The sequence below is a fragment of the Streptomyces mangrovisoli genome (genome assembly GCF_000974985.2).
In the GTDB taxonomy this organism is placed as follows: Bacteria; Actinomycetota; Actinomycetes; order Streptomycetales; family Streptomycetaceae; genus Streptomyces; species Streptomyces mangrovisoli.
The window spans coordinates 173100-197199 of sequence record NZ_LAVA02000015.1 but is presented as its reverse complement, the minus strand read 5'-3'; the positions used below and the strand labels follow the sequence as shown (position 1 = coordinate 197199).

Here is a 24100-nt window from a genome sequence, read left to right as displayed (position 1 = left end):
ACCCTCCCCGGACGACTCGACTGTGCGACTGGGGACATCGTCACTCCGAGTGCGCGCACCGACAACCGTTTCGACCGGGGTCGACCCGAACGAGCACCGACACGATCACCGCGGACCGCTCCGGACCGAACCGGGACCGGAGAGGATCATGCGCAGGCGACCGATCGGATCATGTGCGGTTAATCGACCGGATCATGTGAAGCCGACTCACCGGAGCAGGCCCACCCGGCCCGCTCAGGCGAAGTTGACCAGTCTGATGTAGCGGACCCAGTCCCAGTTGGGCCCCGGGTCGGTGTGGTCCGTGCCCGGCACCTCGAAGTGGCCGAGGATGTGCGCCCGGTCCTTGGGGATGCCGTACTTCTCGCAGACGGCCGCCGTGAGCTTCGCCGACTGCTCGTAGAGGGCGTTGGTGAAGTACCCGGGCTGGTCCACCCAGCCCTCGTGCTCGATGCCGATGCTGCGCGTGTTGTAGTCCCAGTTCCCCGCGTGCCAGGCGACATCGGCTTCCCGCACGCACTGCGCGACGTGTCCGTCGGCCGAGCGCACCAGGTAGTGCGCGGAGACCGCCTTCTGCGGGTTCTGGAAGATCGACAGGGTGTCGGGGTAGGTCTCCTGGGTGACGTGGATGATCACATAATCGAGCGGATAGGCGTCCGGACGGCTGGACTTCGTGTAGTTGGAGGAGCTCGCCGGCTGCCACTCGGCCAGCGGATAGTCGACGGCCTGGGCCTGCGCGCCGGCCGTCGCGTCGGGCAGCAGGGCGTAGGGGACGGCGGCGAGGGCCGCCCCCTTCAGGAGCCGGCGCCTGCTGAGCGACGGTGAAGTCCTGTCCATGGTCGAAGGTCGCCTTTCGGAGGTGGGGTTGAGGCGCGGGGCCTCCACCGGGCTGGGGCGGGCGGCACCGCCGCGGCGACCGGGCGAGTGGTCAGCGGCGCAGCTGAGCCGCGGTCTCGCGCAGTCGTGCGTGCAGTCCCCGGTGAGTCTCGCGGACGGGCAGCCACTCCTTGCGGAGCTTGGCCACGCACGTGTAGTTGGTGTCGCACACGTTGGCCAACGGTGACTCGACCGCCTGGGTCGCGAACTGGTAGGCGTCGAGTTCACCGAACCCGTAGTCGCGCACCAGCCACTGCACGAGGTCGAGCTGGGATATCCGGAAGGCGTCCTCGAGCGGGCGGGCGGAACCGGTCGAGATGATGTGGGTGTCCGACTCCAGCCGCGGCCACGGCGTCGTGACGCCCTTCAGCAGTTCCACGATCACGACCGTGTTCATGGCGCACTCGACGGCGACCCCGCAGGTCTCGCCCTCGCCCTGCCGGGCGTGCCCGTCGCCCAGGCTGAGCAGAGCGCCCTCGACGTTCACCCCGAGGTAGCAGGTCACCCCGGCCCGCATCTCGGGGGTGTCCATGTTGCCGCCGTGCGCGTCGGGCACGAGGGCCGAACGCACCTCCAGGTTGGCGGGCGCCACGCCGACGGTGCCGTGCATCGGGTCGAGGGGCAGCTCGGCCTCGAAGTCGCCGTCGTGGGCGCGGAACAGGGCGGTTCCTCTGCTCCGGTCGAGCTGCCAGATCCACACGGTCTCGGGCAGCGGCGGCTGGAGCGTGGCCGTGGTGTGCGTGGAGGTGAGGGCGCCGAACAGGGGCACCGTCGTGGACGCGGCCCAGTCCCGGGCGGGTTCGATCGACACGAAGTGCACGGCCACCGTGTCACCCGGCTCGGCGCCCTCGACGTGGAACGGTCCGGTCTGCGGATTGAGGAAGGGGAACTCGCAGACCTCCGACACCAGGTCCTTCTCCGACCGCACCCGTCCCGCGAAGCAGTCCTCCGTGTACAGGTCGAGCACCGTGCCCGGCGCGATCCGCGCGATCGGCGGCGCGCCGCCGAACGTCCAGGCGTACTCGCCTGGTTCGGGCCGTACGGTCAGGATCCGCGGGTCGCTCATGGCTGTACTGCTCCGTTCTGGCGGGCGGGGGAGGGGGCGGGTTCGTCGAGGTGCACGCGCGCGGTCTCGGCTATCCGGTCGGGATGGCGGCGCAGCAGGACCAGCAGCACCACGACACCGGCGGCCATCCATGCACCGACGACCGGGCCCGCGTAGGACACCGGCGCGGTGAGTCCGGTGACGAAGTCGAACGCCGGCAGTCCGGCGGCGGTCAGCAGGGCCGGCACGAACGCGACGATGCCGAGCAGTGGGAACACCAGATGCCGTACGGGCTTCAGCGCCGGACGGCCGCGGCGCAGGAAGTAGCCGGCACACGCCAGATTCACCACGATGTACACGCCGATCACGACGGTGACGATGACCGTGGCGAGCAGCAGGAACGCGGTCACCGGGTCGTAGCCGAACCCGAGTCCCAGGACAGCCCCCACGGCGATCACCGTCTGCACCACGATCCCGGCGACGGGGGAGCGGTGGCGCGGATGCAGGGTGGCCAGCAGGCGGGGCAGCACCCGGATCCGGGCCAGCGCGTAGGCCGTGCGCGTGGAGACGTTGGCGCACGCGTTGGCGTTGGCGATCGTGGAGTTGACCACGGCAAGGAAGACCAGCACCCAGAACAGCCCGAACGACGCCCGCGCCACGCCCTCCCAGGACGCCTTGCCGGAGGCCCCGAAGCCGGAGAAGCGGTCGGGGCCGTAGAAGACCGTCATCGCATAGGTGGTCAGGACGTAGAACAGGCCGATCGCCAGGGCCGCGCCGAGCACCGCGCGGTGCATGGTGCGCCGCGGGTCGCGGGTCTCCTCGGCCAGCGGGGCCGCCGCCTCGAACCCGGCGAAGGCGAGCACGGTGTAGACCGAGCCGGCGAAGACCCCGCTGACGCCGGAGTATCCGGCAGCCGTGTGGGAAGTGCCGAACACCGTCAGGGTGTTGGCGCTGCCGGCTCTGCCGATCAGCCAGAGCGCGAACACCAGCAGGACGACGATCTCGAAGACGCCGAGCACCGTGCCGAAGCGGGCCGAGGCGCGCACCCCCGCGTACCCGGCCACGGCGATGACGGCGGCTCCCGCGAGGGCCCAGGGCCACCACAGGTTCTCCGGGTAGCCCGACCACTCCTCGTGCAGGGTGCCCGCCGTCGTGAAACCGAGCTGGAGCAGCAGCAACGGCGGGACCAGGGCCTCCACGAACACATAGCCCCAGCCGACCAGGAAGCCGACGGCAGGGTGCAGCCCCTGCGCGGCGTACGTGGCGACGGAGCCCGCGGCGGGCAACTCCCGTGCCAGCTCGGCCACGCAGGTCGCCGTGAACAGGCAGGCCACCAGCGCGACGAGCACGGACAGCGGCAGACTGCCGCCCGCGAACGCCGCCCCCGATGGGATGGACGCGGCGACCGCCGCGGCGGGCGCCATCGCCGTGATGCTCTGGAAAAGGACCTCGCGCAGCCCGATCGCGTCGCGCCGCAGGCCTGGATTCGTCTCCCCCGACATGTGAAGTACGGTACGGCGCTTGCCGATTGGGCAGAAGGGCCCGGCGTGGAACGGTGGACGGACGAGCCGTTGTGGACAACTCGGCCACCCGAACGGGTGAGGGCGGCAGCCCGTGGCCGGCCGGACGGGGAAGGCTCAGCCCCGTTCCGCCACCGCCGCCGGATCGTCCAGCACCCCTCGCACCACCGAGTGCGCGGCCCCCAGCAGCGGCCCCTCCGGTCCGAACCGTGACACCGACACCGGGCAGGCGGGCCCCGCGGTCCTGCGGGCCAACTCCGCCTCCAGCGACGGCAGCAGCCACGGCGCGAGTCCGGACAGGGCGCCGCCGAGCACCACGGCCTCGGGGTCGAGCAGGTTGACCGCGCCGGTCAGCGCGATGCCGAGCGCCGTACCGGCGTCGCGCAGCGCCCGCCGCACGGCCTCGTCGCCCTCGGCGGCGCGGCCCGCGAGCAGGCCCACCCGGTCCTCGCCGAGTTCGAGGCCCGCGGCGCGCAGCACCGCCTCCTCGCCGGCGTACTGCTCCAGGCACCCGCGCCCGCCGCAGGCGCACGGCGGGCCCTCCGGCCAGACCGGCACATGGCCGAGCTCGCCCGCGAAGCCGCGGTTGCCGCGCAGCAGCCGGCCGTCCACGACGACCGCCGCGCCGATGCCGATCTCGGCGGACACGTGCAGGAAGTCCCGTGGCGTGCCCTCGCCCAGCCAGAGTTCGGCGAGACCGCCGAAGTTGGCCTCGTTGTCCACGCTCAGCGGCCAGTCGCCGGGCAGCAGCGCGCCGAGATCGGTGCCGTGCCAGCCGAGGTTGGGGGCGCTGACGACCGTTCCGGCGTCGCGGGCGATCAGACCCGGCACGGCCACGGCGAGCCCGGCGGGCCACAGTCCCTCCTCGCCCGCCTCGGCGACGACCTGCCGTATCAGCGCGGTCAGTTCCGCGACCACCGGCTCGGGCGCCCGCCCGCGGTTCGCGCCCTGCCGCACGGCGCGCACGCGCACCTCGCCGCGCAGATCGACCGCGCACACGGCGAGGTGGTCCACGCCGACCTCGGCGCCGATGCCGGCCGGGCCGTGCCCGCTGACGGCGAGCGCCGAACCGGGCCGGCCCACCCGGCCGGGCCGCTCGGGACCGAGCTCGTCCAGCAGGCCGGTGCGGATGAGCTCGTCCACCAGCGTCGACACCGCGGCCCGGGTCAGCCCGATACGGGAGGCCACGGCGGCGCGGGACAGCGGTCCCTCGGCGCTCACCGTGTGCATCACGCGTGCCAGGTTGCGCCGGCGCATGCCCTGCTGGGTGTCCGGCAGGGCGCGGCCGGCTCCGGTCGGGTGGGCCTCGTGCAGCGGTGCGGTCATGCCTCCGTCAGTCCTCGGTAGTCGGCCTGTCCCGGGTGCCCGTCAGCGGGTCCGCGGCGCCCCTTCCAGCAGCGGGGCCGCGTCGGAGAGTACCCCGGCGATACGGTCGAGCGTCTCGTCGTCCCGCGGTACGGCGTCCAGGACCGGGCCCGCGGTGGTGTTCCAGCGGCGCGCGACCGAGGCCGGGTCCTCGCCGGTCAGCAGGCCCGCCGCCTGCGCGGCGGCGCCCAGCGCGACGAGTTCCTTGGCCTGGGGCACCTGGACCGGACGCCCGGACAGCCGTCGTACGGTCTGCTGCCAGGCGGTGCCGCGGGCGCCGCCGCCGATCAGCAGCAGGGGCGTGCTGCGGTCGGCGTCCTCGTCGAGGACGAGGTCGAGCGCGCCGAGCAGCGAGTGCACGGCGCCGTCGTAGGCGGCCTGGAGGATCTGGCCGGCGGTGGTGTCGTGGCGCAGCCCGTGCAGCAGCCCGGAGGCGTGCGGCAGGTTCGGGGTGCGCTCGCCGTCCAGGAAGGGCAGCAGCGTCACGGCGGTGCCGGGCTCCACGGCCTCGCGGTCCAGGCCCAGCAGGGCGGCGACCCGGTCGACGGCGAGCGTGCAGTTGAGGGTGCAGGCCAGCGGCAGCCAGTCGCCGTGGGCGTCGGCGAAGCCCGCGACCGTGCCGGTCGGGTCGGCGGGGCGGCGCTTCGTCACCGCGTACACGGTGCCCGAGGTGCCGAGGCTCAGCACGGGCGTGCCGGGGCGCAGCCCGAGGCCGAGGGCGGCCGCCGCGTTGTCGCCGGTGCCCGGGGCGACCAGGGTGCCCTTGGAGAACGGCAGGTCGTGGCCGTCACGCACGGTGCCGGCCACCTCGCCCGGCCGGACCACGCGGGGCAGCAGCGCCGGGTCGAGCCCGACGTGACGCAGGATCTCGTCGTCGTACGACTCGGTCCCGGACGCCCACCAGCCGGTGCCGGAGGCGTCGCCGCGGTCCGTGGTGCCCTCGCCGGTGAGCCGTTCGGTGAGGTAGTCGTGCGGGAGGCGCACGGCCTTCGTGGCGCGGACCGCCTCCGGCTCGTGCTCGGCGAGCCAGGCCCACTTGGTGACCGTGAAGGAGGCCCCGGGGACGCTGCCCGTGCGCTCGGCCCACGCCTTCGGGCCGCCGAGTTCGTCGACGAGGCGGCGGGCCTGCGGCGCGGAGCGCACGTCGTTCCACAGCATCGCGGGCCGCACCGGCTCGCCCTGGGCGTCCAGCGTCACCAGCCCGTGCTGCTGTCCGCCGATCGACACGGCGGCCGCCTCGCGCGCCGCGTCACCGCACTGGTGCAGCGCCTCGCACAGCGCGTCCCACCACTGGCGCGGATCGCTCTCCCGGCCCTCGCCGGAGGACACGGTGTGGGCGGCCTGGCCGCTCGCCACGACCTGTCCGGTCGACGCGTCGACGACCAGCGCCTTGGTGGACTGGGTGGACGTGTCCACGCCGACTACGAGCGGACCCTCGGCTGCTGACATCGGGCTCTCCCTGATTTCTTTCCGCGGCTCTGCGGGTTCTACCTGGCGTTTCTCAGGATGCCCGGTGCCGAAGCCGCGGACATCATCACATCGAGGAGGGGTTGTCCCTTCCCAGAGATGTGCTGGCATACTAATTTGTAAACGGCGATGACGAAATAGTCGGAAGCAAGCAAGGAGCCGCGGCATGAGCTACCAGCCCACCCCTGATGACAAGTTCACCTTCGGCCTGTGGACGGTCGGCTGGCAGGGCAGGGACCCCTTCGGCGACGCCACCCGCCGCGCCCTCGACCCGGTCGAGACGGTGCAGCGGCTGGCCGAACTCGGCGCCCACGGAGTCACCTTCCACGACGACGACCTGATCCCCTTCGGGTCCACCGACGCGCAGCGCGAGGAGCACATCAAGCGCTTCCGCCAGGCGCTCGACTCCACCGGCCTGACCGTGCCGATGGCCACCACCAACCTGTTCACGCACCCCGTCTTCAAGGACGGCGCGTTCACCGCGAACGACCGCGACGTGCGCCGCTACGCGCTGCGCAAGACCATCCGCAACATCGACCTCGCGGCCGAGCTCGGTGCCAAGACCTACGTCGCCTGGGGCGGCCGTGAGGGCGCCGAGTCAGGCGCCGCCAAGGACGTCCGGGTCGCCCTCGACCGCATGAAGGAGGCGTTCGACCTCCTCGGCGAGTACGTCACCGCGCAGGGCTACGACCTGCGCTTCGCGATCGAGCCCAAGCCGAACGAGCCCCGCGGCGACATCCTGCTGCCCACCGTCGGCCACGCGCTCGCCTTCATCGAGCGCTTGGAGCGCCCCGAGCTCTACGGCGTCAACCCCGAGGTCGGCCACGAGCAGATGGCCGGGCTGAACTTCCCGCACGGCATCGCGCAGGCGCTGTGGGCGGGCAAGCTCTTCCACATCGACCTCAACGGCCAGTCCGGCATCAAGTACGACCAGGACCTGCGCTTCGGCGCCGGCGACCTGCGTTCCGCCTTCTGGCTGGTCGACCTCCTGGAGAGCGCCGGCTACGAGGGCCCGAAGCACTTCGACTTCAAGCCGCCGCGGACCGAGGACCTCGACGGTGTGTGGGCGTCGGCCGAGGGCTGCATGCGCAACTACCTCATCCTGAAGGAGCGCGCCGCCGCGTTCCGCTCGGACCCGGAGGTCCAGGAGGCCCTGCGCGCCTCGCGTCTGGACGAGCTGGCCCAGCAGACCGCCGCCGACGGCCTGGACGCGCTGCTCGCCGACCGCTCGGCGTTCGAGGACTTCGACGTGGAGGCGGCCGCCTCCCGCGGCATGGCTTTCGAGCGCCTCGACCAGCTGGCGATGGACCACCTGCTGGGCGCGCGCGGCTGATCGCGCACGACTGATCGGGCACGACTGATCGCGGGTACGCGCGCGTGGACGTCTTAGGGCGTCTGCGCGCGCGTACGCGTATGTGCGGGTGGGTGGCGGGGCGGGCTCAGGTGCTCCGGTCGTCAGTGGGCCGCGAGCTCGTGCCCGCGGGCGCGCGCCGGCTCTCCCGCGGACGACCGAATGCGCCGGCCGATTCCGTACGCCCCGCGTCGAAATCGTGACATCTTCGGCCCAACCCGGTGTCAACTGCCTTTTCGGGGTCGCGCGTTGGCCGCCACCCGGCGATTCTTGCGGTATGGCCCTGCCGCCCGTACCGCCTCAGCCGCCCGGCCCTCCGGGGGACACGCCGCCCATGGGCGGCCCCCCGTTCCAGGGCGGCGGCTTCGGCCCGCCCTCCGGACCGTTCCGCCCCGACGGGGGCGCCGGTCCCGGCGGACGCGGCCCCGGAAGAGGCCGCGGGCCGCTCTACGCGGTGCTCGCCCTGCTCGTGGCGGCCGTCGCCGTCGCCGTCGTGGTGGTCATGGCGTCCGGGAGCGGCGACTCATCGGACGACAAGGACCCCGGCGGCAGCACCGGGGGCTCCGCGTCGCCCTCCCTGAGCCTGCCGACGAGCCTGCCGACGAGCCTGCCGACCGAGTTGCCCAGCGCCCTGCCGTCGCAGCTGCCCTCGCACCTGCCGAGCGGGCTGCCGAGTTCACTGCCCTCGGGGCTGCGCAGTGCCCTGCCCAGCGGCCTCGCGAGCGTGCTGCCGAGCGACGCGGAATCGCTCATCCCGTTCGTTCTGGGCGGTGGCCGCCCCTGAGAGGTGTCGGAGGGCCCGGCCCCTGTCACGATGGAGGGGGCCTCCCCTTCCCGTAGGGGGCGCGACTCAGGGTTGTCTCAGGGTCGCGGCCCGGAACTGCCGCAGGCACGGGCCCGTTCTCAGAGCAGAGAGCGGCAGGGGCCGCGAAGGAGGCGACGCACATGTCGAACAACGCGAAGATCGCCGTGGGGGGTGTGGCGGTCGGGCTCATCCTGCTGATCTGGCTGCCTTGGTGGGCGGCCCTCCTGATCGTGCTGGGAGTCCCGGCGGCGGCGTATCTCACCCTCGACCCGTCCCAGCGCCGCAGGCTGCGCCGCATGACCCGCAAGGAGATAGGCCGCTGACACGGGGACGTGCCGCTGAGACGCGCGTACGGGCCGCAGACGAGGCGACAGGCCGGTGAGACCGGGGCGCGGGTCGGTGCACCCCCGCGCCCGCCGGGCTCAGCTGGGGCGGACCGCCAGCTTGTCGAGGGCCTCCAGCAGGCCGGGCAGCTCCGGGCCGCGCCCCACGGGCAGCACCTCACCGGGCTTCTCGTCCAGCAGGATGAACGCGATGTCGTCGGTCCGGGCCACGAGCGACCAGCCCGGACCGTCGGCGCGCAGCGTCCGCGCGTCACCGGGAGCGAAGGCCGAGCGCACGCGACCCAGCGGCGGCGGGGAGTCCACATAGGCACGCGCCTCCGCGAGGACGCGCCGGATGTCGTCGCGGTTCTTCGGAGCACCCCGTCCGCCGGCCTCGACAGCGGCCTCGCCGCCGTCCCCGGCCTTCTCGGAGGACTCGGCGGCACCCGAGCTCGCCGACGACGCGGCGGATCCGTCCTTCCCCGCCGTTCCGAGGGCGGGAAGGAACGTGTCGTCGTCGATCTGCTCGCGCCAGACCGCCCACTGCTGCGCGATCTCGTCCGCCCCGAGACGGCGCTGCGGCGCACCCCAGGTGCTGGTGTCCGGCGGGGCCAGCGGGGGACGGTCCGCGAGTTCGGGGTCCGGGTCGTGCGGGGCCGGCACGTTGGGTGCGGCCACCGCCACGGCGAGCGGCCAGCCCGGCAGCGCGGCCACGACGGTGCGCTCGTCCGGCGACAGGTCGTACTCCATGCCGCAGTCCCAGGACGCGACGGCGACGGCGACCAGCGAGACGTCGTCGATGACGACGGTCCAGCGGGACCCCTCCCCGTCCTGGCCGAGCACCAGGCCGTAGCCGTCGGCGAGCGGGGCCAGCCCCAGGGCAGCGCACGCCTCCGGGTAGTCGTCGCCCAGCACGCTGGGGAACTGCGCAGGGGTCAGCAGCACCGCGGTGAGCACATAGAGCGCGTCATCGTCGGCGGCGACGGCGTCGTCCTCGTCCGTCACGGCCATCACTGCCTCCCCATAGGTTCGTCCCGTCGCGGCGCACCCTAGTGCGAGCGGAAGCCGCTTGTCACGGGCGCAAACTGCCAGTCACCACTTGCCCGGCCTCCCGGAGCTGCTGTTTTACCTCGGGATGGGACGAAAGCACCAGTCGGGGCGGTGTCGATCAAGTGGTCGGCAGTCCGAGCAGCGCTCGGGCGACGACCTGCGGCGACTCGTCCCGCTCGCGTGCCAGGGCGATCACGGCCCGGCAGGCGAGCTCGCTGACACCGAAGGACAGCGCCTCCGGAGAGACCCAGCCGGCCGTCTCGTCGATGCGGTCCTGGTCGTCCTCCGCGCGGGCCGTGACATAGGCGGCGGCGGCCTCGAACAGATTGTGCGCGCGGGTGTCGCGGCCGTCGCCCCCGCCCGTCCGCATCGAAGTGACCGTTCTGGCGACGGACTTGCGGAGCCTGTCCAACATGGGACCACCCTCCCCTGGCCGGGAACGCGCTGAACGTTCAGCCTCTGCCCCTCAACGTAGAGTTGAAGCGACGGCGGCAGAAGAGGGCCCGTCCCCCCGCCGCTGTTCCGGCCCCGGTGCGGCCCCGGGCCTGCGGCCCGTCCTCCGTCGTCGTGGGAGGGGCGGAAGCGCTCAGTCCATGCGCACTGCGAGGGCGAGGAAGCGGGAGTCCTCGTCGGCGTACGACGTCATGCGCCAGCCGGAACCCGCGAGCAGCGGCCGGAGGTTGCCCTCGGCGCGCAGGTCGTCCGGCGTGATCCGCCGCCCCTGCCGGGCGGCGAGCGCGGCCCGCCCGATCGGATGGAACAGCGCCAGCGTGCCCCCGGGCCGCACCACGCGCCGCAACTCCCGGAGGTTCTCGGCGGGATGCGGCAGATGCGCGATGAGCCCCGCGGCGAACACCGCGTCGAAGACCTCCGTGCGCAGCGGCAGCGCGGACACGTCCGCGAGCAGCAGCCGTCCCGCGTCCTCCCGCCCGGCGTCGCGGGCGGCGGTCAGCATGGCCTCGGTCAGATCGACACCGACGACCGTCCCCCGGGTGCCGACCGCCGCCCGCAACGGCGGCAGGGCGCGGCCCGTCCCGCAGCCCGCGTCGAGCACCCGGTCGCCCGCGCGCAGACCGAGGTCGGCGACGGCGGCCGCGTAGGCGGGGCCGTCGTCCGGGAAGCGCCGGTCCCAGTCGGCCGCGCGGGCGGTGAAGAACTCCTGGACGTGCGTGTGATCGTCACTCATGACCCGCATGATGGCGCACCCCTGGCCGATCGCCGCCACACCCATCCGCGCCGCAAAGGACCGAAAGTCGGTCAGAACCCACAAAGTGCGGTCGAATCCCTCGCAGTGAGGCGTGAGTTGTCATGATGCTGCCTTGCCCTCGTCGGGACGAAAGGGTGCCGGGCCTCCCGTCGAGGCCGTCGCGTGCGGCATCCGGGCGGCGGCAGCGCCGCCGTCCACCGTCGCCGGCCCTCCGGAAGAGGTGATCATGGTCTCCGAGTACTGCGACGCCGCGGGCGCAGAGACGTCGACGCTCGCGATGAAGATAGTCGTCGCCGGTGGCTTCGGCGCGGGCAAGACCACCCTGGTGGGCGCGGTCAGTCAGATCAGGCCGCTGCGCACCGAGGAACTGCTGAGCGAGGCGGGCCACTGGGTCGACGACACCGATCTGGTGCACCGCAAGGTCGCCACCACCGTCGCGATGGACTTCGGACGCATCGACATCCGCCCCGACCTGTCCCTCTACCTCTTCGGCACCCCCGGCCAGGACCGTTTCTGGTTCCTGTGGGACGAGCTGGCCCACGGGGCCCTCGGCGCCGTCGTCCTCGCCGACGCCCGGCGGCTCCAGGACTGCTTCCCCGCCGTCGACTACTTCGAGCACCGCCGGATCCCGTTCGTGGTCGCCCTCAACTCCTTCGGCGGAGCACGCACGTACGGCACCCGGGATGTCGCGCGCGCCCTCGACCTGGAACCCGGCACCCCAGTGGTCCGCTGCGACGCCCGCGACCGGGCCTCCGGCAAGGAAGTGCTGATCCGGCTCGTCGAGTACGCCGGACGCGTGCACACCGCCCGGCTCCTCGACTCGGTGGGCTGACCGCACCGGGCGACCCCCGTCCGCTCGCCCCGTGCGCTCCGCTCACCCCGCCTGTTCCGCGATGCCCCGCAACGCCGTCACCCGCTCGATCCTGATCCGGACGAGGAGTTCACCCGGGACGCCGTTGCGGGCGCCGAACTCCTGCGCGCGCTCCTCGCCCATGTAACGCGCGCCGATCCGCGTCGCCCAGTGCCGGACCTCGTCGAGATCCTCCGAGATCGTGGCCCGGCCGCGCAGCGCCACGAAGTCGTACGGCGGCCGGTCGTCGTCCACGCAGAGCGCGACCCGCCCGTCATGGGCGAGATTGCGCCCCTTCATGCTGACCGCGGCCGTATTGAACACCACCTCGTCGCCGTCCAGCAGGAACCAGACCGGCGTGACATGGGGGCTCCCGTCGGCGCGGACCGTCGCGAGCTTGCCGGTGCGGGTGCCGTGCAGGACGAACGCCCGCCATTCGTCATCGGTCATCTTCTGTGCCATATCTCCATCCTCCTTGCCGGGACGGCGGCAGTGGTGAAGGCTGGCGGACAGTTCCTCCGGGCCTGGGGGAGACACCACGCGGGGAGACCGGATCATGGCGCAGAACCAGAGCCTCGGCTGGTTGCTGGACGACCTGACCCAGCGAGTCGAGCACGTACGGCACGCGCTGGTGCTGTCCAACGACGGCCTGGTGACCGGCGCGAGCACCGGCCTCCGCCGCGAGGACGCGGAACACCTCGCCGCCGTCTCGTCCGGACTGCACAGCCTCGCCAAGGGATCGGGGCGCCACTTCGGCGCCGGCCGGGTCCGCCAGACGATGATCGAGTACGACGACGCCGTCCTGTTCGTCACCGCCGCGGGCAACGGGAGCTGCCTGTGCGTGCTCAGCGGCGCCGAGGCCGACATCGGCCACATCGCCTACGAGATGACGCTGCTCGTCAACCGGGTCGGCGAACATCTCGACGTCGACGCCCGCCGGCCCGAGCGCACGTCGCTGCCGGACTTCTGACAACCACCCCTGACCTGCGGGTTCGTCACTTCGCTGGAGTTATCCACAGGCTCGCCACGAGATCCGCGAACCGGGCTACGGTTTTTTCCGAGGCCGACGCGGACGGCGACGGCCCGGCACTCCACGGGGGAGACCGACCATGCCCGGCAACACCACCCTGCAACCCCAGCACCTGTCGTACGCGCCCAGCCGCGCGGCACGCGAACTGGAACTCAAGCGCGGCGAGTTCGACCTCGCCGTCCACCTCGGACGCGTCCGCACCCTGCCGGAGGGGCACGGCGCCGTGGACCGGGGCGGAGGCCGGCGCGTCGCCCGCGCCGAGATCGAGCGGCTGCGCGCCCAGGACGGATTCCCCACGCTGCTGCGGGAGAGCGTCCGAGCCGTCGGCACGAGGGAGGCGGCCGGTGTTCTGGACGTACCGCCCACCAGGTTCACCCGCCTCGCCCGCCTGGGCCTGTTCGCGCCCGTGACCTTCTACGTCAACCGCTACCGCGTGGTGGTCTGGCTGTATCTCGCCGACGAGCTACGGCAGTTCGCCGCCGGAGCGCACAACAGGTCCCTGCTCGGCGGCCGGATCCCCGCGGTACTGCGCGACCAGCTCGGCACCGGCCTCGACCTGCGCCCGCGCAACTGGCGCGGACGCCATCTGGGGTTCCTGCTGCGCCACGCGGACGACCCGTGGCGGCGCGCCGGAGCCGTCGCAGCCCTGCTCGACCCGGAGGACCTCGCCGACATCGTCCCCGACCCCGGCGAGCGGGCCCAGCTGCTTCACCTCCGGCCGGAACCGCCCGTGCACGCGGCGCCCGGCTCGCCCGCCGCCCAGCTCATCGAGACGCTCACGACGGCGCAGGACGCCGACGAGATCGCGTGGTTGGCGGCCGACCTGACCCAGGCCCTCGATGAGGCCCGCGCCGACCGTCCGGCCCCGCGTCCCGCCGCTGCGGCCACCACCGCGCACGTGCCGGCGCCGTCCCTCGGCATCGACCAGTGGCTGTCGCCGGGTACCGACCAGCCGCTGTCACGAGGCGACGACCAGTCGTTGTCACCGGGTACCGCCCCCATCCCGTCACCCGGCACCGGTCGGGCGCTGTCACCGCGCACCGCTCAGGCGCCGTGCCCGGTGTCCGAGCAACCCTCAGCGCGCTGCCCGGAGCGCGGACGCGGACTGCTGGCCCGGCTGCTCCGCAGACACCCGCGAACCCAGCGTCCCGCGGCGCGTTGACGGTGTTCCACTCGGTGTCCCGCCCGGTGGCCGACCGCGGCCCGACAGGCGGCTAGACCCGCCGGAACAGCCCCTCCTGCACCACCGATACGAGAAGGCGTCCCCGGATGTCGTAGATGCGACCGCGGGCCAGGCCCCGGCCGCCCGTCGCGATCGGCGACTCCTGGTCGTACAGGAACCACTCGTCCGCCCGGAACGGCCGGTGGAACCACATGGCGTGGTCCAGCGAGGCCATGTCGAACGACCGCGGACCCCACAGCGGCTCGATCGGCAGGCGCACCGCGTCGAGCAGCGTCATGTCGCTGGCGTAGGTCAGCGCGCACGTGTGGACCAGCGGATCGTCGCCCAGCGGCCCGACCGCGCGCATCCACACCGCGCTCCTCGGCTCCGCGCCCTGGACCTCCTCGGCCGTCCAGCGCAGCCGGTCCACATAGCGGATGTCGAACGGCTGACGGCGCGCCATCCGCTCCAACTGCTCCGGCAGCGCGCCCAGATGCTCCCGGATCTCCTCGGACACCGTCGGCAGGCTCTCCGGGTCCGGGACCTCACGGGCCGGCGGCAGCTGATGCTCGAACGGCCCTTCCTCAGGCTTGTGAAAGGAGGCGGTGAGATTGAAGATCGTGCGGCCCTGCTGCACGGCGGTGACCCGGCGGGTGGTGAACGACCGCCCGTCCCGCACCCGCTCGACCTGGTACACGATCGGTACACCCGGCCGGCCGGGACGCAGGAAGTACGCGTGCAGCGAGTGCACCGGACGCTCACCGTCCGTCGTGCGCCCGGCGGCGACCATCGCCTGCCCCGCGACCTGCCCGCCGAAGACCCGCTGGAGGGACTCCTCGGGACTGCGGCCCCGGAAGATGTTGACCTCGATCTGCTCCAGGTCGAGCAGGTCGACGAGTCTTTCGGCGGGGTTCGTCATGGGTGCGCTTCTCCTGTGCCTGTGCCTGTGCCTGTGGCTGCTGGTGGGCCCGTGCTCAGAGCTGGCCGACGGAGGTGACGCGGAGGATCGCGCGGCCCTCAGCGTCCGACGCCGCGAGGTCGACCTCCGCGCTGATGCCCCAGTCGTGGTCGCCGTTCGGGTCGTCGAAGATCTGCCGGACCCGCCACAGGCCGTTCTGCGGCTCCTCCTGGATCACCAGCAGCTTCGGGCCGCGGGCGTCGGGCCCGGTGCCCAGGTCCTCGTACTCGTCCCAGTACCTGTCCATCGCCTCGCCCCAGGCATCGGCGTCCCAGCCCTGCTCGCCGTCCATCTCGCCCAGCTGGTCGACCTGGTCGAGGGCGGCGAGCTCCACCCGGCGGAACATGGCGTTGCGTACGAGCACCCGGAAGGCGCGGGCGTTGGTGGTGACCGGCTTGACCTCGTCGGCCTTCTCCTGGGCCTCCTCGGCGGTCATCTCCTCCGGGTTGGCCAGCTGCTCCCACTCGTCGAGCAGACTGGAGTCGACCTGGCGCACCATCTCGCCGAGCCACTCGACCAGGTCCTGGAGGTCCTCGGACTTCAGGTCGTCGGGGATGGTGTGGTCGAGAGCCTTGTAGGCGCTCGCCAGGTAGCGCAGGACGATGCCCTCGGTCCGGGCCAGCTCGTAGAACGACACCAACTCCGTGAAGGACATGGCCCGTTCGTACATATCGCGGATCACGGACTTCGGCGACAGCGGGTGGTCGCCCACCCAGGGGTGGCTCTTGCGGTAGGTGTTGTACGCGCGGAAGAGCAACTCCTCCAGAGGCTTCGGGTAGGTGATGTCCTGGAGCCGCTCCATGCGCTCCTCGTACTCGACGCCGTCCGCCTTCATCGCGGCGACGGCCTCACCGCGCACCTTGTTCTGCTGGGCGGCCAGGATCTGCCTCGGGTCGTCCAGGGTGGACTCCACCAGGGACACCATGTCCAGGGCGTAGGAAGGCGATTCCGGGTCCAGCAGCTCGAACGCGGCGAGCGCGAACGTGGACAGCGGCTGGTTCAGCGCGAAGTCCTGCTGGAGGTCGACCGTCAGCCGGACGATCCGGCCCTCGGCGTCGGGCTCGTCCAGCTTCTCGACGATGCCGCCGTCCAGCAGCGAGCGGTAGATGGCGATCGCCCGGCGGATGTGCCGCAACTGCTGCTTGCGCGGCTCGTGGTTGTCCTCGAGGAGGTGACGCATCGCCTCGAACGCGTTGCCCGGGCGGGCGATGACCGACAGCAGCATGGTGTGGGTGACCCGGAAGCGGGAGGTCAGCGGCTCCGGTTCGGAGGCGATGAGCTTCTCGAAGGTGTTCTCGCTCCAGGCGACGAAGCCCTCCGGCGCCTTCTTGCGGACCACCTTGCGGCGCTTCTTCGGGTCGTCGCCCGCCTTGGCCAGCGCCTTTTCGTTCTCGATGACGTGCTCGGGGGCCTGCGCGACGACGAAGCCCGCGGTGTCGAAGCCCGCGCGTCCCGCGCGCCCCGCGATCTGGTGGAACTCCCGGGCGCGCAGGGTGCGGACGCGGTTGCCGTCGTACTTGGTGAGGGCGGTGAACAGCACCGTGCGGATGGGCACGTTGACGCCCACGCCGAGCGTGTCGGTGCCGCAGATGACCTTCAGCAGACCGGCCTGCGCGAGCTTTTCCACCAGTCGCCGGTACTTCGGCAGCATCCCCGCGTGATGCACGCCGATGCCGTGCCGGACGTAACGGGAGAGGTTCTGGCCGAACTTGGTAGTGAAGCGGAAGTTGCCGATCAGCTCGGCGATCTTGTCCTTCTCCTCCCGCGTGCACATGTTGATGCTCATCAGCGCCTGCGCCCGCTCCACCGCCTGCGCCTGGGTGAAGTGCACGATGTACACTGGCGCCTGCCGGCTCTCCAGCAGCTCGGTGAGCGTCTCCGTCAGCGGCGTGAACTCGTAGTCGTACGACAGCGGCACCGGACGGGTGGCGGAGCGGACCACGGACGTGGGCCGGCCGGTGCGGCGCGTGAGGTCCTTCTCGAAGAACGACACGTCGCCGAGGGTGGCCGACATCAGCACGAACTGCGCCTGCGGAAGCTCCAGCAGCGGGATCTGCCAGGCCCAGCCGCGGTCCGGCTCGGCGTAGAAGTGGAACTCGTCCATGACGACCTGGCCGACGTCGGCCTGCTTGCCGTCGCGCAGCGCGATCGACGCCAGCACCTCAGCGGTGCAGCAGATGACCGGGGCGTCGGCGTTCACGGACGCGTCACCGGTGAGCATGCCGACGTTCTCGGTGCCGAACAGCTTGCACAGCTCGAAGAACTTCTCCGACACCAGCGCCTTGATCGGCGCGGTGTAGAAGGTGACCTCGTCGCGGGCCAGCGCCGCGAAGTGTGCACCTGCGGCGATCATGCTCTTGCCGGAGCCCGTGGGCGTCGACACGATCACGTTCGCGCCGGAGACCGCCTCGATCAGCGCCTCCTCCTGGTGGGGGTAGAGCGTGAGACCGCGCTCCTGTGCCCACGACTCGAAGGCTTCGTAGAGGGCGTCGGGGTCGGCGGTCGGCGGCAGCTGATCGATGAGGGTCACGGTCCCATCTTGCCTGGCGTCCTCCCCTACCGGGGAATCGGCTGCCGACGGGATGATCACGACAGGTACGCTGTGCCGCCGGCACGGCGTCGGCGCACCGGGTCAACTGGACAGCGGTGCAAGAAGGATGGGGCGGGGAACGGCCATGATGGGACCAGCACACTCACTGTCGGGGGCCGCGGCCTGGCTCGGGGTCGGAGCGGCTGCCGCGGCGGCCGGGCATCCGATGCCGTGGCCGGTCGTGCTGGTGGGAGCGCTGATCTGCGCCGGGGCCGCGCTCGCCCCGGACCTCGACCACAAGGCCGCGACCATCTCGCGCGCCTTCGGACCCATCTCGCTGTGGATCTGCGAGATCGTCGACAAGCTCTCGTACGCCGCCTACAAGTCGACCCGCAAGCCGGGCGACCCTCGTCGCTCGGGCGGGCACCGCACCCTCACGCACACCTGGCTGTGGGCGGTGCTGATCGGCGCGGGCACCTCCGCGCTGGCGATCGCGGGCGGCCGCTGGGCGGTGCTGGCGATCCTGTTCGTCCACATGGTGCTGGCCATCGAGGGTCTGCTGTGGCGGGCGGCGCGCGGCCACAGCAGCGACGTCCTGGTCTGGCTGCTGGCCGCTACCAGCGCGTGGATCCTCGCGGGCATCCTCGACAAGCCGGGCAACGGCTCGCACTGGCTGTTCACCGGCCCGAGCGAGCAGTACCTGTGGCTGGGCCTGCCCATCGTGCTGGGTGCCCTGGTGCACGACATCGGGGACGCGCTGACCATATCCGGCTGCCCGATCCTGTGGCCGATCCCGCTGGGCCGCAGGCGCTGGTACCCGATAGGGACGCCGAAGCCGATGCGGTTCCGCGCGGGCAGCTGGGTCGAGCTCAAGGTGCTGATGCCGGCCTTCATGCTGCTCGGCGGACTGGGCTGCGCGGCGGCGCTCAACGTGATCTGAGCGCCCCACGGCGGCGCCTTCCGCGCGGGGCGCCGCCCGTACGGCGGACCGACCCGTTCGCGGGCGGGGCGTGGTCAGCCGGAGAGGTAGTCCTCGTCGACGATGTGCATGGCGGCCTCCTCCGCGGAGGCGGCCGCGCCGTCGATGCCCACGTCGGTGGCGACCAGCGCGCTGTCCTCCTCCTCGTGGGCGCCCTCGTTCGGAGCCACCAGCCGTCCGGAGCGGGTGTCGCCCACCTCGTTGTCCAGCGCCTCGCCGTCGGTGCCCGTGGTGTCGCCGATGCCGTCGCCGTCAGGTGTCGCGAGGTCGGGCAGCTCCTCGGCCAGGCGCTGCTCCAGCGTCTCGCCCACCCGCCGCTCCGCGGCCGTCACCCCGTCGTGCTCCACGGCCCACGGCCGTTCCGGCGGCGACCAGCCGCGATCGAGCGGATCGGCGACCCCGTCGTTCTCCAGGGTGTCCTCGGCGTCGAGCAGCCCCGTGTCGTCCTGAATCTCGGAGCCGTCGGGCTGGTAGACGTCGTCCCCCCATCCGTCGACGCTGTTCACGGGAACCTCCAGAGGGTGGGGAAGGGTCCGTCCGTGGCGTGGCCCGGGGTGGGCGCACGACGGCCGGAGCACCCGCTGCGTCCGTCACCGAACCGTACGGTCACGAAGCGCTCCCCGAGCCGGTGCCGTCTTCCAGACTTCCACCCCGGTTCGGGACCGCGCAACGGCACGGGGCCCGGCGTCGGCGGCGGGGCCGCCGTCCGGCCCCCGCCCGCCGGGCCGGCCGTCCGGCTCCCGCGCCGCACGCCCACGGTCCCGCCGCCGCTCGGTGTGCCGCCCGCTGCCCGGCCTTCGTGGGTCACCCCCAGGGCCCCGTTGCCGTGCGCCACGCCGGCCGTCCGGCTCCCGCGCCGCACGCTCGCCGGCCGGCCCCCGCGCGCCACGCCCGCCGTCCGGCCCCGGAGCCGGTCAGCCGTGCCAGGACCGCCACAGTGCCGCGTAGGCGCCGTCCGCCTCGACGAGGCGGTCGTGGCTGCCGAGCTCGCTCACCCGGCCGTTCTCGACGACGGCGATCACGTCGGCGTCGTGCGCGGTGTGCAGCCGGTGGGCGATCGCGACCACGGTGCGGCCGTCCAGCACCCGGGCCAGCGAACGCTCCAGATGGCGCGCCGCGCGCGGGTCGAGCAGCGAGGTCGCCTCGTCCAGGACCAGCGTGTGCGGATCGGCCAGCACCAGCCGGGCCAGCGCGATCTGCTGCGCTTGCGCCGGGGTGAGCGCGGTGCCGCCCGAGCCGACCTCGGTGTCCAGGCCGTCGCCGAGGGCGCGCGCCCAGCCGTCCGCGTCGACCGCGGCCAGCGCGGACCACAGTTCGTCGTCCCCGGCGGCGGTCCTGGCCAGCAGCAGGTTGTCGCGCAGGGAGCCGACGAACACGTGGTGCTCCTGGTTGACCAGGGCGACATGGGCGCGGACGCGTTCGGCGGGCATCCGCGAGAGCTCCGCGCCGCCCAGGGTGACCCGGCCTTCGCGGGGCGCGTAGATCCCGGCGAGCAGCCGGCCCAGGGTGGACTTTCCCGCGCCGGACGGGCCGACGAGGGCCATGCGCGTGCCGGGGGCGACCTCCAGGGACACCCGGCGCAGCACGTCGACGCCCTCGCGGTAGCCGAAGTGCACCCGGTCCGCGTGGACATGGCGTCCGCCGGGGGCCATGGACTCGTCACCGGCCGCGGGCTCGATCTCCCGCACGCCGACCAGCCGCGCCAGGGACACCTGGGCCACCTGGAGCTCGTCGTACCAGCGCAGGATCAGGCCCACCGGCTCGACGAGCATCTGCGCGAGGAGCGCGCCCGTCGTGAGCTGCCCGACGTCGATCCACCCCTGGATGACGAACACGCCGCCGCAGAGCACGACCGAGCCGAGAACGGTCGTATGGGTGAGGTTGACGACGGGGAAGAGCACCGACCGCAGCCACAGGGTGTAGCGCTCCCACGCCGTCCACTCCTTGACCCGCTGGTCCGACAGGCGGATGCGGCGGTTGCTGAGGCGGTGGGCCTCCACGGTGCGGCCCGCGTCGACGGTCTCGGTCAGGGCGGCGGCCACGGCGGCGTAGCCGGCGGCCTCGGAGCGGTAGGCGGAGGGTGCGCGCCGGAAGTACCAGCGGCAGCCGACGATCAGCAGCGGGGCGGCCAGCAGCACCGTCGCGGCCAGCGGGGGAGCCGTCACGACGAGCCCGCCGAGCAGCAGCGCCACCCACATCACGCCGATCGTCAGCTGCGGCACGGCCTCGCGCATGGCGTTGGCCAGCCGGTCGATGTCGGTGGTGATGCGGGACAGCAGGTCGCCGGTGCCGGCTCGCTCCAGCACGCCCGGCGGCAGGCCCACGGCGCGGACCAGGAAGTCCTCACGCAGATCGGCGAGCATCCGTTCGCCGAGCATCGCCCCGCGCAGCCGCACCTGCTGCACGAAGGCCGCCTGGACGACGAGGGCCAGTGCGAACAGGGCGACGGTCGGCCCCAGCCGGAGCTCCTTCGCGCCGTCCGAGAGCCGTTCGACCAGGTCGCCCAGGAGCCACGGGCCCGCCATGGAGGCGAGCACGGCGACGGTGTTCACGCCGATCAGCAGCGCGAAGGCGCGGCGGTGCCGGCGGAGCAGTTCGGCCACGTAGGCGCGCACGGTTCCGGGCGAGCCGACGGGCAGTGTGTGGGCCGTCGTGGGGGCGGCGGGGTCGTAGGCCGGTGGCGCCACGCCGATCATGCGGTCTCCTCGATCTGTTCCAGCCGGTCGAGCTCTTCCAGGGCGCCAGGTCCGGCGGCTTCGGTCCCTCGCCCGCCGCGCCCGGCTTCGGTCGCACGGCCGCCGTGCGCGGCTTCGTCGTCCGTCTCGCGGGTCACCACGGCGCGGTACCGGGGCTCGGTGTGCAGCAGTTCGCGGTGGACTCCGACCGCGGCGACCGCGCCCTCGTGGACGAGGACCACCCGGTCCGCGCGGTCCAGGAGCAGCGGCGAGGAGGTGAGCACCACGGTCGTGCGCCCGGCGCGCAGCCGCCGTACGCCCTCGGCGATCCGCGCCTCCGTGTGCGAGTCCACGGCGGACGTCGGCTCGTCGAGCACCAGGACCTCCGGGTCCGTGATCAGCGAGCGGGCCAGGGCGAGCCGCTGGCGCTGGCCGCCCGAGAGGGAGCGGCCGCGCTCGGTGAGACGGGCGTCCATCGGGTCCTTGACGTCGAGCGAGCCCTGGACCAGGGCCTCCAGTACGTCGTCGCACTGCGCTGCGGCGAGGGCGTCGCGCGCGTCCACGTCACCGGACGCGGGCACGTCGAGCAGCTCCCGCAGGGTGCCCGACAGCAGGACCGGGTCCTTGTCCTGGACGAGGACGGCCGTGCGGGCCGTGTCCAGCGGGAGTCCGTCGAGCGGTACGCCGCCGAGCAGCACGGACGTGCCCGCCTCGGCGGGGTGTCCGCCGAGCCGCTCCGCGAGGACCCCCGCCGCGTCGGGATCGCCGCACACCACGGCGGTCAGCCGCCCGGCGGGCGCCAGCAGTCCGGTGTCCGGGTCGTGCAGATCGCCGTGCGGCACCTCGGCGTCCGGGTCGGACCCGGTCGTGGTGGGCCGCTCCAGCGCCAGCACCCCGGCGGCCCGTCTGGCCGACGGACGGGAGAAGGAGTAGGCCATCGCGATCTCCTCGAAATGGCGCAGGGGGTACATCAGCATCATGATCGAGCTGTAGACGGTGACCAGTTCGCCGACGCCGATACGGCCCTCGCGGGCCAGCCCGACGCCGTACCAGACCACGCCGATCAGCAGCAGCCCCGGCAGCAGAACCTGGACCGCGGAGATCAGCGACCACATCCGGGCGCTGCGCACGGCGGCCTGGCGGACCTCCTGGGAGGCGCGGCGGTAGCGGTCGAGGAAGAGTTCCTCGCCGCCGATGCCGCGCAGCACGCGCAGTCCAGCGACGGTGTCCGAGGCCAGTTCGGTGGCGCGGCCCGCCTTCTCCCGCTGGACGTCGGCGCGCCGGGTCGCGCGGGGCAGCAGGGGCAGCGCCGCCAGCGCCACCACCGGCAGACCGACGGCGACGACCACGCCGAGCGCGGGCTGGTAGCAGAGCAGGGCGACGCAGACCACGACGACGCTGAGCGCGGCCGCGGTGAAGCGGGAGACGGCCTCGACGAACCAGCCGATCTTCTCGACGTCGCCGGTCGACACCGCGACGACCTCGCCGGCCGCGACCCGCCGGGTCAGCGTGGACCCCAGCAGCGCGGCCTTGCGGGCCAGCAGCTGCTGGACACGGGCGGCCGCGGTGATCCAGTTGGTGACCGCGGCCCGGTGCAGGAAGGTGTCGCCCACCGCGATGGCCACACCGCACAGCAGCATGAGCGCCCCGCTCCACGCGAGGTCGGCGCCCGAGCGCCGGACGACGGCGTCCACGGCGAGACCCACGCAGAACGGCAGCCCGGCGACGGCGACGAAATGAAGCAGCCCCCAGGCCAGCGCCTTGAACTGGCCGCGCAGCTGGTTCCGCCCGAGCCACCACAGGAATCGGGGTCCCGAACGGGCGTCAGGCACGCCCGGGTCGGGATACGGAAGGTCTTGAATCTGCATGACGATCCAGGGGCTCGGTGAGGGACGGTCGGCGAGGGAGGGGCAGGGCTCAGGGGTCAGAGGTCAGGGGGAGGGGGGATGGGGCCGCGCCGGAGCGCGACTGCAAACCGTGAAAGGTTCGCCTCGCAGCGTGGTCGGAAGCAAACGGTTTTCCCGGCCGCCGGCGCGGCGATGGCGAGGAACCGCCGGTCGTCGCGGCCCCCGTTCATGTCACAGCCCTGAACCAGCCGCCCCGCCCGCCGCCCGTCCGTTCGACCCGGGATGGCACCATGGGGCGGTGCGGAACGGTGAAATGCGGCGTACGGCGGTCGCCTTGGCGGCCTGTGGAGTCCTCCTGGCGACCCTGTCGGGCTGCGGCGGGGGCAAGGACGGCGACCAGGGCGACGGCAGCGGCGGCGCCGGGGGCGCGGCGAAGCCGAAGTCCGGCGCGCAGGCGGCGGACAAGGCCGCCCTCACCGAGATCCCGCAGGTCGGCAGTCGCCTCCAGCAGCAGATCCCGGCGAACTCCCGGCAGGTCGTGGCCGTCTACGGCGCGGGCCGGGACTCGGCGGACTCGACGGTCGTGCTCTACACCCGGACCGGCAAGACGTGGAAGCGCGTGAGCAGCTGGGCCGCGCACAACGGCAAGAAGGGCTGGACGACCGACCACCACGAGGGCGACAAGCGCAGCCCCGTCGGCGTCTTCACGCTGAGCGACGCGGGAGGCGTGCTGGCCGACCCCGGTGCGAAGCTGCCGTACACGCAGGACGCGTCCATCCAGGCGCCGCACTACTGGCCCAAGTCGCACTGGCACGACTTCGACTACGTCATCGCCATCGACTACAACCGCGTCAAGGGCACCCCGCCCAACAACCCGACCCGCCCCGAGGGCGAGAGCAAGGGCGGCAGCATCTGGCTGCACATGGACCACGGCAGCGGCACGTCCGCGTGCGTGAGCATGTCCAAGTCGCGGATGCAGTACCTGCTGCGCACGCTCGACCCGGCCCAGCACCCGGTGGTGCTGATGGGGGACAAGGCCGACCTGGCGGCCTAGGGCGCCTAC

The 24100-nt window shown here is 72.8% G+C and carries 22 protein-coding genes; 8 read left to right on the top strand and 14 right to left on the bottom strand.

Annotation, left to right across the window (positions count from 1 at the left end):
- Positions 1-234: 234 nt before the first annotated feature.
- From WN71_RS07560 to xylB, 5 genes are all read right to left on the bottom strand, one after another.
- Complete coding sequence (locus WN71_RS07560) at positions 235-834, bottom strand: N-acetylmuramoyl-L-alanine amidase (protein WP_046585055.1); 600 nt, start codon at positions 832-834, stop codon at positions 235-237.
- A 91-nt stretch (positions 835-925) separates the two neighbouring features.
- Positions 926-1939 carry an acetamidase/formamidase family protein gene (locus WN71_RS07555; protein ID WP_046585056.1) on the bottom strand — a complete coding sequence of 338 codons (1014 nt, stop codon included), beginning with the start codon at positions 1937-1939 and terminating at the stop codon, positions 926-928.
- Entirely contained in the window at positions 1936-3420 is a 1485-nt protein-coding gene (locus WN71_RS07550; RefSeq protein ID WP_046585057.1) for an APC family permease, read from the bottom strand. Before WN71_RS07550 ends, WN71_RS07555 begins: the two co-directional genes overlap by 4 nt.
- A gap of 135 nt (positions 3421-3555) precedes the next feature.
- Positions 3556-4764, bottom strand: a complete 1209-nt coding sequence (locus tag WN71_RS07545; RefSeq protein ID WP_046585058.1) for an ROK family transcriptional regulator — start codon at positions 4762-4764, stop codon at positions 3556-3558.
- Positions 4765-4806: 42 nt separating this feature from the next.
- Positions 4807-6252, bottom strand: a complete 1446-nt coding sequence (xylB, locus tag WN71_RS07540; protein WP_046585059.1) for a xylulokinase — start codon at positions 6250-6252, stop codon at positions 4807-4809.
- A gap of 184 nt (positions 6253-6436) precedes the next feature.
- Here xylB and xylA point away from each other — a divergent pair, with 184 nt between their 5' ends.
- The 3 genes from xylA (at position 6437) to WN71_RS07525 (ending at position 8749) form a co-directional block, all read left to right on the top strand.
- Positions 6437-7603, top strand: a complete 1167-nt coding sequence (gene xylA / locus WN71_RS07535; RefSeq protein WP_046585060.1) for a xylose isomerase — start codon at positions 6437-6439, stop codon at positions 7601-7603.
- 352 nt (positions 7604-7955) lie between these two features.
- Complete coding sequence (locus WN71_RS42575; protein WP_240529587.1) at positions 7956-8405, top strand: hypothetical protein; 450 nt, start codon at positions 7956-7958, stop codon at positions 8403-8405.
- A 161-nt stretch (positions 8406-8566) separates the two neighbouring features.
- Positions 8567-8749 (top strand): hypothetical protein, encoded by a 183-nt coding sequence (locus WN71_RS07525; protein ID WP_046585061.1) that lies wholly within the window; start codon positions 8567-8569, stop codon positions 8747-8749.
- Between the two features lie 99 nt (positions 8750-8848).
- Here the strand turns inward: WN71_RS07525 and WN71_RS07520 are convergent, their stop codons facing one another.
- The 3 genes from WN71_RS07520 to WN71_RS07510 all read right to left on the bottom strand — a co-directional run bounded on the left by WN71_RS07520 (position 8849) and on the right by WN71_RS07510 (position 10985).
- Positions 8849-9760, bottom strand: coding sequence for a hypothetical protein (locus WN71_RS07520; RefSeq protein WP_046585062.1), 912 nt, complete (start codon positions 9758-9760; stop codon positions 8849-8851).
- Positions 9761-9917: 157 nt separating this feature from the next.
- Positions 9918-10214, bottom strand: a complete 297-nt coding sequence (locus WN71_RS07515; protein ID WP_046585063.1) for a hypothetical protein — start codon at positions 10212-10214, stop codon at positions 9918-9920.
- A 171-nt stretch (positions 10215-10385) separates the two neighbouring features.
- Complete coding sequence (locus WN71_RS07510; RefSeq protein ID WP_046585283.1) at positions 10386-10985, bottom strand: class I SAM-dependent methyltransferase; 600 nt, start codon at positions 10983-10985, stop codon at positions 10386-10388.
- Positions 10986-11232: 247 nt separating this feature from the next.
- Here WN71_RS07510 and WN71_RS07505 point away from each other — a divergent pair, with 247 nt between their 5' ends.
- Positions 11233-11838: a GTP-binding protein gene (locus tag WN71_RS07505; RefSeq protein ID WP_046585286.1), complete on the top strand. Its 606-nt coding sequence runs from the start codon at positions 11233-11235 to the stop codon at positions 11836-11838.
- A gap of 42 nt (positions 11839-11880) precedes the next feature.
- Here the strand turns inward: WN71_RS07505 and WN71_RS07500 are convergent, their stop codons facing one another.
- Positions 11881-12318 carry a PPOX class F420-dependent oxidoreductase gene (locus tag WN71_RS07500; RefSeq protein ID WP_046585064.1) on the bottom strand — a complete coding sequence of 146 codons (438 nt, stop codon included), beginning with the start codon at positions 12316-12318 and terminating at the stop codon, positions 11881-11883.
- Between the two features lie 94 nt (positions 12319-12412).
- On the opposite strand from WN71_RS07500, the gene WN71_RS07495 reads away from it, so the two are divergent.
- The gene (locus WN71_RS07495; protein ID WP_046585065.1) at positions 12413-12826 is read left to right on the top strand and encodes a roadblock/LC7 domain-containing protein; all 414 of its coding nucleotides are present in this window, start codon (positions 12413-12415) and stop codon (positions 12824-12826) included.
- A gap of 139 nt (positions 12827-12965) precedes the next feature.
- Positions 12966-14048, top strand: a complete 1083-nt coding sequence (locus WN71_RS07490) for a DUF6397 family protein (RefSeq protein ID WP_046585066.1) — start codon at positions 12966-12968, stop codon at positions 14046-14048.
- Positions 14049-14100: 52 nt separating this feature from the next.
- On the opposite strand, the gene WN71_RS07485 is transcribed toward WN71_RS07490, so the two are convergent.
- Positions 14101-14967: an acyl-CoA thioesterase gene (locus tag WN71_RS07485; RefSeq protein ID WP_046585067.1), complete on the bottom strand. Its 867-nt coding sequence runs from the start codon at positions 14965-14967 to the stop codon at positions 14101-14103.
- Between the two features lie 55 nt (positions 14968-15022).
- Positions 15023-17536: a DEAD/DEAH box helicase gene (locus WN71_RS07480; protein ID WP_046585068.1), complete on the bottom strand. Its 2514-nt coding sequence runs from the start codon at positions 17534-17536 to the stop codon at positions 15023-15025.
- A gap of 145 nt (positions 17537-17681) precedes the next feature.
- On the opposite strand from WN71_RS07480, the gene WN71_RS07475 reads away from it, so the two are divergent.
- Positions 17682-18476, top strand: a complete 795-nt coding sequence (locus WN71_RS07475) for a metal-dependent hydrolase (RefSeq protein WP_046585069.1) — start codon at positions 17682-17684, stop codon at positions 18474-18476.
- 74 nt (positions 18477-18550) lie between these two features.
- Here WN71_RS07475 and WN71_RS07470 read toward each other — a convergent pair whose 3' ends face one another.
- The 3 genes from WN71_RS07470 to WN71_RS07460 form a co-directional block, all read right to left on the bottom strand.
- The gene (locus WN71_RS07470) at positions 18551-19021 is read right to left on the bottom strand and encodes a DUF5709 domain-containing protein (protein ID WP_046585070.1); all 471 of its coding nucleotides are present in this window, start codon (positions 19019-19021) and stop codon (positions 18551-18553) included.
- Positions 19022-19429: 408 nt separating this feature from the next.
- Positions 19430-21211 carry an ABC transporter ATP-binding protein gene (locus tag WN71_RS07465; protein WP_046585071.1) on the bottom strand — a complete coding sequence of 594 codons (1782 nt, stop codon included), beginning with the start codon at positions 21209-21211 and terminating at the stop codon, positions 19430-19432.
- Positions 21208-23058, bottom strand: a complete 1851-nt coding sequence (locus WN71_RS07460) for an ABC transporter transmembrane domain-containing protein (RefSeq protein ID WP_046585072.1) — start codon at positions 23056-23058, stop codon at positions 21208-21210. Before WN71_RS07460 ends, WN71_RS07465 begins: the two co-directional genes overlap by 4 nt.
- 292 nt (positions 23059-23350) lie before the next feature.
- Here WN71_RS07460 and WN71_RS07455 point away from each other — a divergent pair, with 292 nt between their 5' ends.
- Positions 23351-24091 carry a L,D-transpeptidase family protein gene (locus WN71_RS07455; RefSeq protein ID WP_046585073.1) on the top strand — a complete coding sequence of 247 codons (741 nt, stop codon included), beginning with the start codon at positions 23351-23353 and terminating at the stop codon, positions 24089-24091.
- Positions 24092-24100 lie beyond the last annotated feature (9 nt).